Below are 13,165 nucleotides of genomic sequence, written 5' to 3'. Positions count from 1 at the left end.
GCCGACAGGGCCATCTGGCCCTTGGCCCGGCCCGCCCGGCCCTGGGCATTCGCCTCGTCCACCGGCAACCCTGGAAGAGACAGGGGCAGCGGCCCGGCCGGAACTCCACGAGGGGTGAACGCGACCATGAAGGCACTGACCTACCACGGACCGGGTCGCCGGACCTGGGGCGAGGTCCCGGACCCGGCCGTCCGGGAGCCCGAGGACGCCGTCGTCCGGGTGGACGCCGTGACCATCTGTGGCACCGACCTGCACATCCTCAAGGGCGACGTCCCCGAAGTCACCGAGGGCCGGGTGCTCGGTCACGAGGCGGTCGGCACGGTCGTCGAGACCGGGCCGGGCGTGCGCACCGTCGCGCCCGGTGACCGGGTGCTGATCTCCTGCATCTCCGCCTGCGGCCGCTGCCGGTACTGCCGGGCGGCCGTGTACGGCCAGTGCACCGGCGGCGGGGGCTGGATCCTCGGCCACCTGGTCGACGGCACCCAGGCCGAGATGGTCCGCATCCCGTTCGCCGACAACTCCCTGCACAAGCTGCCCGAGAACGTCACCGACGAGGCCGCCCTGCTGCTCGCCGACATCTTCCCCACCGCCTACGAGGTCGGCGTCCGCAACGGCCGGGTCGAACCCGGTGACACCGTCGTGGTCGTCGGTGCAGGGCCGATCGGCCTCGCCGCCATCACCACCGCACGGCTCTACAGCCCCGGCCGGATCATCGCCGTCGACCTCGCCCAGCACCGCCTGGACGCCGCGAAGGTGGCCGGCGCCGACACGACGCTCAACGCCGCGGACACCGACGGCGAGACGATCCGGGCGCTCAGCCCGGACGGACTGGGGGTGGACCTCGCCATCGAGGCCGTCGGCATCCCGGAGACCTTCGAGCTCTGCACCCGCGCGGTCCGGCCCGGCGGCCGCGTCGCCAACGTCGGCGTCCACGGCAAGCCCGCCACCCTGCACCTCGAAGATCTCTGGATCAGGAACCTCACCATCACCACCGGACTGGTCGACACCCACAGCACTCCGCTACTGCTCGGCATGCTCGCAGCCGGCCGCCTGGACATCGGCGGACTGGTCACCCACCGCTTCGGGCTCGACGAGATGCAGGACGCCTACGACGTCTTCGCCGATGCCGGGACCAGCGGCGCCCTCAAGGTCGCCCTCTTCCGGACCTGACCCGGGCCCGGTCACCACGAGGAGGACACCGTGAAACGCCCGCCCCGCCCCAGCGCCTCCACCACACCATCGGCAGACCCGGCCGCGATCGCACGCCGCATCACCGAGCAACAGCACCGACTCGGCCTCACCGACGAGGCACTGTGCCAACGAGCCGGCATCGCGCCGACCTACTTCCGACAACTCCTCACCGCAGACGTCGACTTCGACCCGGCAAGCCTGCAACGGATCTCCGCCGCACTGGACCTGAGCCTCCGAGAGCTCCTCGAAGGACCCGACGATCCGCCCCCGGGCCAGGTCCCGGCCACCAGACATCCGGCCCTGATCCGCCTCACTCCCCGCCAGTGCTGGGACCGACTGGGCACCGGGGGCGTCGGACGCGTCGCGCTGCCCGGCGAGGCAGGCCCGACCGTGCTCCCCGTCAACTACACCGTTCATGCCGGATCCGTCATTTACCGCACAGCCCCGCACAGTGCCGCCGCTCCGCTACCGGGAAGCGCGGTGTCCTTCCAGGTCGACCGGATCAACGAACAGGACGGCACCGGATGGAGCGTGCTCCTCACCGGCACCGCCGAGCCCGTTGAGGACGAGGCAGAGCTTTGGCGACTGGCGACCGACCCCGGAGCTGAACCATGGGCCGGTGGCAGCCGGCCGCTGTGGATACGGGTCCACTCGGAAACCGTTACGGGTCGCCGCATCGGCACCATCACCGCCGACGGTCACCTGAGCTGACCCGAGCAAGTCGGTGACTACGGTTGGTACGAGACCACCGGCACCGATCTCGCCGGTCCTAGCGTCGGTCGGTCAGCAGGTGCTTCCGCTCTCTCGTGCCACCGCGCCACGGATCTCACCAGGTGAACGCCCACGGTGCTGCTTTCCCAGTGTCGAACTCCAGCATGGTGGCCCGCCTGCAGGGCGCGGCCGTCGAGTGGCGAGCCGAGCGGCTTGCCTGCTGGGGCCCTGAGCCAGGTTGGCACAAACCCAGGTCAGCGGACATCCCAAGTGACACCTATCGCCGGGAGTCGCACGAGACCAGGCTGTAACGTGGCCGGTCGGACGACGGGTGGAAGGGCGGGGGCGGGCGTGGGCCGACCGAACAGGGCGCTGCTGAGCCGGGAGGCCATCGCGGCCGCCGCGCTGGCGGTGGTGGACGAGGGCGGGGCGGACGGCCTCACCATGCGGGCGCTGGCCGAGCGGCTCGGCGTCAAGGCGGCCTCGCTCTACAACCACGTCGCCGGGAAGGACGAACTGGTCGACGGGCTCGCCGAGTTGGTCAACGCGGAGATCGACCTCGGGCCGCTGGCGGCCCCGGACTGGCGGGCCGGCGTCGCGGAGTACGCCCGTGGCTACCGGGCGGCCTTCCTGCGCCACCCGCACACGATCGCCCTGCTGGCCCGGCGCAGGGTCGGCGCCGAGCGCCAACTCCTCGGCTACGAGAGTCTGTTGGCCTGCCTGGGCCGGGCCGGCTTCGAGCCCGCCGACGCCGCCGAGGCGGCCGCCGCGCTGGACTACCTGGTGCTCGGCTCCGCGCTGGAGACCTTCACGGCCGGGTTCGCCCGCCCGGCGGAGGAGTACCGGCCCGGCTATCCGGCACTGGCCGAGGCGCTCACCGCCGCGGCGGTGAGGGGGAGCGGGCTGGACGAGCGGGGCTTCGAACTCGCACTGAGGCTGCTGCTGGACGGCCTGGCCGCGCGGCTCTGAGCGGAGCGGCGGGCGGGCCGGGACAGAAAGGCCGGGACAGAAAGGTGGGCGGGCCCGGTCTCGTCCCCGGGCCCGCCCATGCTCCCGCCCACCGGTCACGACCGGTGCGCCCTCCGGCCCCCGCGCGGGGCGGGTGCCGGAAGTCTCGTCAGGCCTCGGCGCCGGCCTGCTCCGCCGCGATCTTCGCGCGGACCTCGTCCATGTCCAGCTCGCGGGCCTTGCCGATCAGCTCCTCGAAGGCCTGTGCGGGAAGTGCGCCGGCCTGCGAGAAGACCATCACGCCCTCGCGGATGATCGCCAGGGTCGGGATCGAGCGGATCTCGAACGCCGCCGCGAGCTCCTGCTGTGCCTCGGTGTCCACCTTGGCGAAGACCAGGTCCGGGTGGTTCTCGGCGGCCTTCTCGAAGACCGGCGCGAAGCGCACGCAGGGGCCGCACCAACCCGCCCAGAAGTCGATGAAGACGAAGGCCTTGCCGTCCGGGCCCTGCACCACCTCGTCGAAGTTCTCGGTGGTCAGTTCGACGGTGCTCATGTTCGGCTCCTGCCTCTCTCGTGGTCGGTCCCGCACCGCCCTCAACGAGCCTCCGCGCCGGGCTATTCCGCTACTTGGTCGGTACGTAGTCGAAGCGCGGGGTCAGGGTGCCGAACAGCGAGTCGGCGGCCGGTGCGCTGCCGAACCAGGTCTCGGCCAGTCCGGCGGCGTCCTGGGTGAAGTGGAACGGCACCCGGTCCAGGGTGAAGCCGGTCAGGGTCGGGCGGCCGTTGGCGATCACCTCGGCCGGGGTGGTGTAGGCGACAAGGACCTCCTCCAGCACCGGCTTGCCGTCCACCCGGACCCCGGCGGCGTAGCCCGGCTGCGGCATCACCCGGATCCAGGTCGGGTTGAGCTCGACCACGTGGTGGCTGCTCCGCTGGGTGAGCGTCATGCCGCCCGGGTAGAAGATCCGGCCCTTGGCGTCCAGGTGGTCGCCGGCCGTGGAGCCGATGGGCATCTCGAAGCCGAGGCCGTCCGGGTCGAGCACGAACGGCGCGACGGCGCCGAGCGTGACGCCCGCGGCGGCCAGCCAGTCCCGGGCGGTGTCGCTGACCCGGACGTGGGCGCTGCCCCAGGGCGAGATGTACGGGCCGAAGGCCCGCAGCTCCGGGGGTTCGCTCCCGGCGTCCTGGTGCACCGGCACCGAGGCCCGCGCGGTGGCGGCCGGGCCGAGCGGGAGGGCCAGGGCGAGGGCGGCTGCGGTGGTGGCGAGCTTGCGGAGGAGGTTCACGTGCGGGCTCCGATCGGGGGTCAGGGCAGGTGGCGGAAGGCACCGGAGAGGAGTTGACGTACTTTCATATCGGCTCCCCGGTCATGGGACGGCCCAACTCGCCTGTGGAGAAGGGTGGATGGCGCGACGGGGCACGGCGGCCCCGTGCGACGGGTCGGCTCCGGACGGTACCCCGGCCCGGCCGGTCCGTCCGCATGCGGATGACTCTCCCGGGTGCGGTCCGGGCCGGAAATTGATCCGGCCGGGGGAATCCGGTGACTCTTTCGGGGGGTGACGGCTGCGTGAAGATCCACGGGGCGCCTAGGTTGTCGGTGGCCGCCGGGTGGCACCCGTCCCCGGCGGGCCTCCGTGTGCCCAACAGCGGTCTTGGACAGGCCGGTTGAGCCCGCCCGTTCCCGTTCCCGGACCCCTGGAGCCACCGTGCCCGGACCTGCTGGTCCCCGCCCCGGCCGTCGGACCTTCCTCGGCGCCGCCGCCGCCACGCTGACCGCGGCCGCGCTCGGCGGGCCGCTGCTCGGCCGCAGCCGGGCCGGCGGGCACGTCGACGCCCCGGCCGTGCTGGCCGACCCGCAGGCCAACGTCACCGACGTGTTCGCCTTCACCAGCCCGGACGACCACGCGATGGTCACCATCGCCGTCGACGTCCAGCCCGCCCAGCTGCCCGGGGCCTCGGTGCTCAACTACCCGTTCGCCACGCGGGCCAGGTACGAGGTGCACGTCGACCGGACCGGCGACGGCCGCCCGGACCTGACGTACCGGTGGACCTTCCGGAACGAGGACCGGCGGCTCTTCGGGAGCGGGCCGATCGCGGTCTCCCCGGTGCGCTCGCTCACCGACTCCTCGCTGCTCTTCCGCCAGCGCTACACGCTGGAACGGGTCCGCCCCGGCCAGCCCGCCGAGGTGCTGCTCTCCGACGCCCTCGCCGCGCCCACCCACACCGGCCTGGTGCTGATGCCCGACTACCGGGCGCTGCGCACCGAGGCCACCCGCGCGCTGCCGGGCGGCGGCCGCACCCTGGCCGGCCAGATCGCCGAGCCGTTCATCGCGGACAGCCGGGTCTTCGGCCTGTTCGTGCTCGGCACCGTGGGCCCGGTCCCCGGCGCGCTGCCCGCCGCCGGGCCGCTCTCCGCGCTCAACGTCGGCTCCCTGATCCTCCAACTGCCCAAGCGCGAGCTCGCCTTGAACGGCGACCCCGCGCGCAACCCGGTGGTCGGCGTCTGGGCCACCGTCTCCCGCGAGGGTGCCGACCTCTCCCGGGACCTGCGCACCCAGGCCGCGGGCTACCGGCAGATCGGCCGGCTCGGCATGCCGCACGTCTGCTTCGCCCTCTGGGGCAGCTCCGCCGCCAACGCGGTGCCCGGCGGGGCGGAGGACCGGTTCAACGCCCGGCCCGCCGAACTCGACCACCAGGACGCCGAGTTCGTCGCCGCCACGCTCGACCCGGCCCCGCCCCGCCTGATCGAGGCGGCCCAGGGCTTCGCCGCCCCGCCGACCCCGCGCGAGGACATCCGGGCGCTCTTCCTCAGCGGCATCGGCGCGGCCAACGGCTCCCGCTTCGGCCTCGACCTCAACACCCACGCCCTGAACGCCGACGCCGACCCGGCCGCGATCACCCACGCCGAGGAGCTCCGGCTCAACCTCAACACGCCGGTCAGCGCCGTACCGCACCCGTACGGCGTGCTCGGCGGAGACCTCCAGGGCTACCCCAACGGCCGCCGGTTCAACGACGTCATCGACATCCCGCTGCTGCGGATGCTGGAGGGCGAACCCTCGGAACGCTCCGCCGCCCAGCTGCTGCCGCCACCGGGCTTCGACGTCCAGCCCGCGCCCGCCTCGGACGTCTTCCCGTACGTCAACCTGCCGCACGCGGGCCCGTGAAGCGCCGTCAGTGGCTGGGTGGCGGACTGCTGGTGCTGGCCTGCGCGGCGGGGCTGGTGGCGCTCTCGCCGGAGCGGGCGGTCCGCCCGATCGGGGTGGTCGGCCCGGTCGCCGTCCCCGTACCGCCACCGCCCGACCGGCTGGCCGCCGCCCGGGAGGCCGCCCGGCTGCGGCCCGAGGACCCGGCGGCCTGGGCCGAGGTCGGCCTGGCCGCCGTGGAGCAGGCCAGGACCTCGCTGGACGCCGGCCGGCTCGACCTCGCCGAACGGGCCCTGGCCCGCTCGCTGGAGCTGCGGCCGCAGGCCAACTACGACGCCGTGGTCGGCTCCGGCGCGCTGGCCAACGCCCGGCACGAGTTCGGCACCGCCCGGGACCACGGCCTGCGGGCCACCGCGATGGCGCCGGAGCGGGCGGCCGGGTACGCGGTGCTGGCCGACGCGGAGCTCGAACTCGGCGACTACCCGGAGGCCACCGCCGCCACCCAGCGCCTGCTCGACCTGGCACCGAATGCCGCCGCCCTGGTCCGGGCCGCCCAGGACCTCCAGACGCACGGCCGCCGGGCCGAGGCGGTGCTCGCGCTGGAGCACGCCCTGGAGGTGGCCGGGCCGCCCGGCGAGCGGGCCTTCTGCGCCCGCCGGCTGGGTGATCTGGCCTGGGAGGAAGGCCGGTTGACGGAGGCGGAGGCCTACTACCGGCAGGCCCTGGCCGCCCGGTCCGACGACGCCCCGGCCGCCTTCGGCCTGGCCAGGACCGCCGCCGCCCAGGGGCGGACCGAGGAGGCGGCGCGGCGGCTGGCCGACCTCACCGCGCGGGCGCCGCTCCCGCAGTTCCTGCTGGAGCAGGCCGAACTCGCCCTCGCCACCGGCCACCAGGCCGAGGCTGAGAGCCCGTTGGCGGCCCTCGCGGCGGAGGCCCGGCTGGCCGTCGGCCCGGCGGACCTGTACCTGGCGCGGTACCTGGCCGACCACGGGGACCCCGGCGAGGCCGTGCGGCAGCTCACCGAGGAGTGGGAGCGGCGCCGGGCCACCCCCGTCGCCGCCGAGCTGGCCTGGGCCCTGCACCGGGCCGGGGACGACCGGAGCGCCCTCCAACACGCCCGGTTCGTGGCGGAGTCGGGCGGTGAGCCGGTGCTGGCCGCCTACCACCGGGGCGTGATCGAACTCGCCCTCGGCCTGCCGGAGGGCAAGGAGACCCTGCGCGCCGCGCTGGACCGCAACCCGCGGTTCTCCGCCTACCACGCGGACCGGGCCCGTCGCCAGCTGACCGAAGGGGAGCGATGACAGCAGTCGACGGACCTGTACGACGGGGGAGCCGGGCACGCCGTGGCAGGGTCGCCAGGGCGGTCCCGGCGGTACTGCTGCTCCCGGTGCTGCTGCTCCCGGACGTGCTGCTCCCCGGGGTGGCGGCGGCGCACCCACTGGGGAACTTCAGCGTCAACCGCTACGACGGCCTGCGGCTGCGGCCCGACCGCATCCAGGACAGCCTGGTGCTCGACATCGCCGAGATCCCCACCGCCCAGGACCGGAGCACCGCCGACCGGGACGGCAACGGAGCGGTGGACGCCGCCGAGGCCGCCGACCGGGCAGGGGCGCGGTGCGCCGAACTCGCTGGCACCGTCCGGGCGGACGTCGGCGGCCGGGAGTCGTCCTGGCGGGTCGAGGCGAGCAGCCTGACCTACCGTCAGGGCGCCGCCGGCCTGCCCACCGCGCGGCTCAGCTGCGAACTCTCGGCCGACGCCGATCTCACCCGCCCCGCCCGGGTCTCCTTCCACTCCGGGGCGGACCGCGCCCGCCCGGGCTGGAAGGAGATCACCGCCATCGGCGAGGGCGTCGGGCTGCGCGAGGGCATCGTGCCCCGGCTGAGCACCACCGACGCCCTGCGCAGCTACCCGGCGGACTCCACCGAACGGCCGCTGTCGGTGGTCGACGCCGAGCTCTCGGCCGACGGTGCGTCAGCGCCCGCGCCGGACGGACCACCTGACGGCTCGTCCGATGGTTCGCCGTCCGGTCCGTCGGCCGAGGCGTCATCCTCGGCGTCATCCGAGGCGCCGGCCGAGCCGCCGAACGGGCGGCGGTCCGTCCCGGGGGGCCACCGGTCCGCCGAACGGCGGGCCGTCCCGGCCGGAGCCGTCGGCCTGCCCCCGATGGACGGGGTGGAGCGGCACCTCTCCGCCCTCACCACCACCCGTGACCTGACCGTCCCCGTCGGCCTGGCGGCCATCGTCCTCGCCCTCCTGCTGGGCGCCGGCCACGCCGCCCTCCCCGGGCACGCCAAACTCGCGGTCGCCGCCTGCCTGGCCCGCACCTCGGGCCGGACCAGGCGCAGCGGCCTGCGGTCCGCCCTGGCGGTGGGCGCGACGGTGACGGCCACTCACACGGCGGGTGTCCTGGTGGTCGGCCTGCTGCTGAGCGCCTCCACCACCCTGGTGGGCGAGCGCCTGCTGAGCGGTCTCGGGCTGGCGGGTGGCGCTCTGGTCACCGTCATCGGTGTGGTCCTGCTGGTCTCGGCCGTCCGCGCGCTGCCCGGCGTCCGCGCGTTCAGCCGCGGCCGCTCCGTCCTCGCGGCGGAGAAGGCCGCGGCGGCCGGCCACCAGACCGGCGTGGACGACGGGGACCACCACGATGACCACAGCCACGACGGCCACGACGGCCACGAACACAGCCACCCGCACCGGTCCGGGAGGTTCCGCCTCTCCTCGCTGCTCGGGATCGGGCTGGCCGGCGGGCTGGTGCCCAGCCCCTCCGCCCTGGTGATCCTGCTGGGCGCGGTGGCGCTCGGCCGCACCTCCTTCGGGGTACTCCTGGTGCTCGGCTACGGCATCGGCATGGCGCTCGCGCTGGCCGCCGCCGGACTGCTGCTCTCCGGCGGCTCGGCCCGCGTCGCCGCGCTCACCGCCCGGTACGTCCCGGCGTTCGGCCGGTACGCCCGTTTCGGGGGCCTGCTCACCGCGCTGGTGGTGCTGGCCGTCGGCCTCGGCCTGGTGCTGCGCGGCGCCTCCGGCCTCCAATGACGCGGTGAGACGGTGACGCGGCGTCAGGCGGCCGGGTCCACGCTGCGCCGGACGGCCCCGGCGTAGCGGCGGGCGGCCAGCCGCTGGAGCGGCGGCACCACCGGCCCGCCGAGCCGGGTGTACCAGCGGCCCGGGCGGCTGAACGCGGTGACGGTCATCCACACCGCGCCGTCCGGGCCGAGGTTCACCACGAAGGACTCCTCCCCGGCCTCCGGGTGGCCCGTCAGGGTGCCGTAGGCGAAGCCGATCCGGTCGGGTTCGCGGACCGACCAGAGCACCTCGGCCGGTGCCGCCACCGCGAGCGGCCCGCACCCGATCCGGCAGACCACCCGCACCCCGGCCTCGGCCGGGGGCGTCCCGGGGGTGACCGCGATGCCCGCGTCCCGGTGCATCCGCCAGCTGGTGACCGTCTCGCCGGCCGCCTCCAGCACGTCCCGGCCGTACCCGATCAGCGCCCGGTGGTGCAGCCGCCGGTACCCGGCGGGCGGCCGTCCGGAGGTGGCGAGGGCGCCGACGTCGGGGTAGTTGAAGGCCGGCCGCCGGGTGGCGGCGGTGGCCGCCCGCCGCACCACGCGGCCGCAGCCCCGCACGTACAGCCCCTGGAGCAGCCCGAGCAGCGGCCCGCCGAGCCGGGTGTACCAGCGGTCCGGGCGGCTGAACGCGGTGACGGTCATCCACACCGCGCCGTCCGGGCCCAGCTCGACCACGAAGGACTCCTCGCCGCGGGCCGGATGGCCCGTCAGGGTGCCGTAGGCGAAGCCGATCCGGTCCGGTTCGCGGACCGACCAGACCACCTCGGCGGGGGCCGAGACGGTGAGCGGGCCGACCCCGAGGCCGAGCGAGGCCCGCACGCCCGGGTCGGTCCGCTCCGCCTCGGCCGTGACCTTGGTGCCCATGCCGCGGTGCATCCGCCAGCTGGTCACCGTCTCCCCGGCGGCCTCCAGGACCTCCCGCCCGTACCCGATCAGCGCGCGGTGGCGCAGGTGGCGGTAGCCGGCCGGGAGGTTCTCGGGGCGCCGGGTGGCGCCGACCTCGGGGTAGCTGAAGGTGCTGTGGCGGTTCATCGGGTCCGCTCCTCGAGTCGGCGCCAGGCCAGCAGCGAGCAGAGCGCGAAGCCGAGCGCGTTGCCCAGGCCGTGGGTGGCGGCCATCCAGGTCAGGGTGGGGTGGATCAGTCCGGTGGCCTCGCCGAGGGCCCACCAGAGGGCGAGCAGCATGGTGGCCACCAGGACGCCGGCGGAGGTGAGCAGCAGCCGGCCGGTGAGCCGGTCGGGGGCGCGGCGGCTGACGTCCTGCCAGGTGAGCAGGCCGGTCAGCCACATGCCGACGGTCAGCACGACCGCGCCGACCAGCTCGGCCCAGTCGCCGACGAAGTAGCCGCCGAGCACCAGCAGGGTGCCGAGCGGCACGCTCAGCGCGGCGGCCGCCGCCGGGCCCGGGCGGTCGCTGACGGTCCGTCCGACCAGCCCGGCCACCAGCGCGGCGGTGAAGCCGGCGAAGTGGAAGTGCGGCACGGTCAGCGCCAGGATGTCCAGGTCGAACCCGAAGAGCTCGGTGCCCGAGCGCTCGGCGACCAGCGCGAGGCCCGCCACCGAGGGGGCGGCCAGCGCGGTGAGCGCGGCCAGCTCGGCCGGGGCGAGCGAGCGGCGGCGGGCCAGCCGGGCGGGTGCCAGCAGGGCCAGCGCCACGGTGGCGGCGGCGTAGACGGAGGCCAGGGCGGTGGCGGTGGCGCCGCGCGGGAGCCAGAGCGCGAGCGCGCCGGGCAGGGCGGCGAACGGCCAGAGCCGGGCCAGCGTGGCGGCGCCGGGGCCGCCGAGCAGGCCGAGGCCCAGGGGTACGACGGCGAGCATGCCGAGCATGACGATGAGGTTGACCAGGGCGGTCACGGCAGCTGCCCCCTCTCGTTGAACGTGTTCAAAGCTGCTGCGCGGATGACTCTACGGCAACTCTGAACACGTTCAACACCCGCCCCCCTCTGTGCCTGGGGGACGGGTGCGGGGGTGAGGGCGGGTCAGCGGCCGACCTGGTCCAGGGGGATGGCCGGGTCGCCCAGCTGGTCCGGGTCCACCGTCCGGCCGGAGCGGACCAGCTCGCGGATCGGGTCGGTGACGTCCCAGACGTTGACGTTCATCCCGGCCAGCACCCGCCCGCCGGAGAGCCAGAAGGCGATGAACTCCCGCGACCGCCGCTCGCCCCGGAAGACCACCCGGTCGAAGCCGCCCGGCTCCACGTAGCCGGTGTACTCCATGCCCAGGTCGTACTGGTCGGTGAAGAAGTACGGGACCCGGTCGTGCACCGCCTCCTGCCCGAGCATCGCCCGCGCCGCCACCCTCGGCTGGTGCAGCGCGTTGGCCCAGTGCTCGACCCGGACCGGCCGGTCGAAGAGCGGGTGGTAGGCGTTGGCCACGTCCCCCGCCGCGAACACGTCCGGCGAGGAGGTGGTCAGCTGCTGGTCGGTGCGGATGCCGTTGTCCACGTGCAGGCCGGCCGCCTCGGCCAGCCCGGTGTTCGGGGTGATGCCGATGCCGACCACCACCGCGTCCGCGGGGACCAGCTCGCCGCCCTCCAGTCGCACGCCCTCGTCGGTCACCTCCGTCACCCGGACGCCGAACCGCAGGTCCACCCCGTGGTCCCGGTGCAGGTCGGCGAAGACCTCGGCGGCCTCCCGGCCGAGCACCCGCAGCAGCGGCAGCTCGGCCGCCTCCAGCACCGTCACCTCCGCCCCCGCCTCCCGCGCGGCGGCCGCCGTCTCCAGGCCGATCCAACCCGCGCCGATCACCACGATCCGGGCCTTCGGGTGGATCGCCGCCTTGATCCGCTCGCTGTCCCCGACGGAGCGCAGGTAGTGCACCTGCTCGCCCTCGGCGCCCGGCACGGTCAGCCGTCGCGGCGAGGAGCCGGTGGTGAGCAGCAGCCGGGTGTACGGCACCAGCCCGCCGTCGTCCAGGCTGACGGTCCGTGAGCCCGGGTCGATCGCGGTCGCGGTCACCCCGAGCCGCAGGTCCACTCCCTGCTCGGCGTACCACTCCGCCGGATGGACGTAGATCTTCTCCCGGGCGGTCCTGCCCATCAGGTAGCCCTTCGAGAGCGGCGGCCGCTCGTACGGCCGTTCCGTCTCGCTGCCGATCAGGGTCACCGGGCCGTCGTAGCCCTCCGCCCGCAGCGTCTCGACCGCCTTCGCCCCGGCCAGACTCGCCCCCACCACGACGTAGCCCATCCGCATCGTCCGCTCCTCTCCTCGGCTGTGCCGCACCCCGCCATCACACCCCGGAGGACTGCCCGCCGCGCGCCGAACCACACGTCCGGGCGCCGCGGCTCTCGCCGCCCTAGGCTGTGGAGCGCCACGACCGGAAGGAAGGGATCCGCATGAGCGGGCATACCACCACCGTGCGCTGCGTCCCGGCCGCCCCGTGCTGGGTGAGCCTGATGGCGCGTGACCTGACGGTGGCCCAGGAGTTCTACGGGCCGCTGCTCGGCTGGTCCTTCGAGGGCGGCGGGCGGCACGGCTTCGGCCCTTACGTCCGGGCGGTGGTGGACGGCGTGGAGGTGGCCGGGCTCGGGACCACGGAGGGGGAGTGGCAGCCCCCCGTCGCCTGGACGACCTACTTCGGCACCGAGAGCGCCGACGAGACGGCCGGCCGGATCCGCGAGCGCGGCGGCACCGTCGCGGTCGGCCCGCTCCCCTTCGACGCCGGGCGGATGGCCCTCGCCTCCGACCTGACCGGCGCCGCCTTCGGCCTCTGGGAGGGCGACCTCGGCTGCACCACCTGGGTCCGCTCGCCCGGCGCCCCCGTCTGGATCGAGCTCCGCACCGGGGACCCGTTCCAGGCCGCCCTCTTCTACGGCGAGGTCTTCCGCTGGGACGACCGCGACCCCGCCCACCTGGAGGTCCGCTACGAGCACGAGCGCGTCGTGCTGCGCACCGGCGGCCACAGCGTCGCCGCCCTGCGCCGCGGCGAACTGACCGGCTCCCACTGGGAGGTCTACTTCTCCGTCCCCGACGCCGCCACCGCCGCCGCCCGCGCCACCACCCTCGGCGGCACCGTCGTCGATCCCCCCACCGACACCCCGTACGGCCGCACCGCCCGCCTCCGCGACCCCGAGGGCGGCCTCTTCTCCGTCATCGCCCCGACCGCCTGAGT

12 protein-coding genes are annotated in these 13,165 nt (G+C 75.0%); 7 read left to right on the top strand and 5 right to left on the bottom strand.

What is annotated here, in order from left to right; all coding sequences use genetic code 11:
• Positions 1 to 126 precede the first annotated feature (126 nt).
• The 3 genes from ACZ6ZR_RS06885 to ACZ6ZR_RS06875 all read left to right on the top strand — a co-directional run bounded on the left by ACZ6ZR_RS06885 (position 127) and on the right by ACZ6ZR_RS06875 (position 2,871).
• Positions 127 to 1,170 carry a zinc-dependent alcohol dehydrogenase family protein gene (locus ACZ6ZR_RS06885; RefSeq protein WP_465640137.1) on the top strand — a complete coding sequence of 348 codons (1,044 nt, stop codon included), beginning with the start codon at positions 127 to 129 and terminating at the stop codon, positions 1,168 to 1,170.
• A gap of 30 nt (positions 1,171 to 1,200) precedes the next feature.
• Entirely contained in the window at positions 1,201 to 1,902 is a 702-nt protein-coding gene (locus tag ACZ6ZR_RS06880; protein ID WP_465640135.1) for a helix-turn-helix domain-containing protein, read from the top strand.
• Positions 1,903 to 2,253: 351 nt separating this feature from the next.
• Positions 2,254 to 2,871, top strand: coding sequence for a TetR/AcrR family transcriptional regulator C-terminal domain-containing protein (locus tag ACZ6ZR_RS06875; RefSeq protein WP_465640134.1), 618 nt, complete (start codon positions 2,254 to 2,256; stop codon positions 2,869 to 2,871).
• 148 nt (positions 2,872 to 3,019) lie between these two features.
• On the opposite strand, the gene ACZ6ZR_RS06870 is transcribed toward ACZ6ZR_RS06875, so the two are convergent.
• Positions 3,020 to 3,439 carry a thioredoxin family protein gene (locus ACZ6ZR_RS06870; RefSeq protein WP_465640443.1) on the bottom strand — a complete coding sequence of 140 codons (420 nt, stop codon included), beginning with the start codon at positions 3,437 to 3,439 and terminating at the stop codon, positions 3,020 to 3,022.
• 34 nt (positions 3,440 to 3,473) lie between these two features.
• Positions 3,474 to 4,136, bottom strand: a complete 663-nt coding sequence (locus ACZ6ZR_RS06865; protein WP_465640132.1) for a hypothetical protein — start codon at positions 4,134 to 4,136, stop codon at positions 3,474 to 3,476.
• Positions 4,137 to 4,556: 420 nt separating this feature from the next.
• Between ACZ6ZR_RS06865 and ACZ6ZR_RS06860 the strand changes: the two genes are divergently transcribed.
• From ACZ6ZR_RS06860 to ACZ6ZR_RS06850, 3 genes are read left to right on the top strand one after another with little or no spacing between them, the layout of a single operon-like run.
• Positions 4,557 to 6,014, top strand: coding sequence for a DUF4331 domain-containing protein (locus ACZ6ZR_RS06860; RefSeq protein WP_465640130.1), 1,458 nt, complete (start codon positions 4,557 to 4,559; stop codon positions 6,012 to 6,014).
• Positions 6,011 to 7,294, top strand: coding sequence for a tetratricopeptide repeat protein (locus ACZ6ZR_RS06855; protein ID WP_465640128.1), 1,284 nt, complete (start codon positions 6,011 to 6,013; stop codon positions 7,292 to 7,294). The genes ACZ6ZR_RS06860 and ACZ6ZR_RS06855 overlap by 4 nt, the downstream gene beginning before the upstream one ends.
• Positions 7,291 to 9,024 carry a nickel transporter gene (locus ACZ6ZR_RS06850; RefSeq protein ID WP_465640126.1) on the top strand — a complete coding sequence of 578 codons (1,734 nt, stop codon included), beginning with the start codon at positions 7,291 to 7,293 and terminating at the stop codon, positions 9,022 to 9,024. Before ACZ6ZR_RS06855 ends, ACZ6ZR_RS06850 begins: the two co-directional genes overlap by 4 nt.
• 23 nt (positions 9,025 to 9,047) lie before the next feature.
• Here ACZ6ZR_RS06850 and ACZ6ZR_RS06845 read toward each other — a convergent pair whose 3' ends face one another.
• From ACZ6ZR_RS06845 to ACZ6ZR_RS06835, 3 genes are all read right to left on the bottom strand, one after another.
• The gene (locus ACZ6ZR_RS06845) at positions 9,048 to 10,088 is read right to left on the bottom strand and encodes a DUF1990 family protein (protein WP_465640124.1); all 1,041 of its coding nucleotides are present in this window, start codon (positions 10,086 to 10,088) and stop codon (positions 9,048 to 9,050) included.
• Positions 10,085 to 10,909 (bottom strand): YndJ family protein, encoded by an 825-nt coding sequence (locus ACZ6ZR_RS06840; protein ID WP_465640122.1) that lies wholly within the window; start codon positions 10,907 to 10,909, stop codon positions 10,085 to 10,087. Before ACZ6ZR_RS06840 ends, ACZ6ZR_RS06845 begins: the two co-directional genes overlap by 4 nt.
• 125 nt (positions 10,910 to 11,034) lie before the next feature.
• The gene (locus tag ACZ6ZR_RS06835; RefSeq protein ID WP_465640120.1) at positions 11,035 to 12,246 is read right to left on the bottom strand and encodes an NAD(P)/FAD-dependent oxidoreductase; all 1,212 of its coding nucleotides are present in this window, start codon (positions 12,244 to 12,246) and stop codon (positions 11,035 to 11,037) included.
• Positions 12,247 to 12,389: 143 nt separating this feature from the next.
• Between ACZ6ZR_RS06835 and ACZ6ZR_RS06830 the strand changes: the two genes are divergently transcribed.
• Positions 12,390 to 13,163, top strand: a complete 774-nt coding sequence (locus ACZ6ZR_RS06830; RefSeq protein WP_465640118.1) for a VOC family protein — start codon at positions 12,390 to 12,392, stop codon at positions 13,161 to 13,163.
• Positions 13,164 to 13,165 lie beyond the last annotated feature (2 nt).

This window comes from Kitasatospora sp. NPDC088742, assembly GCF_055584905.1.
The sequence above is the reverse complement of the archived record's forward strand: the minus strand, read 5'-3'. Positions and strand labels throughout refer to the sequence as shown.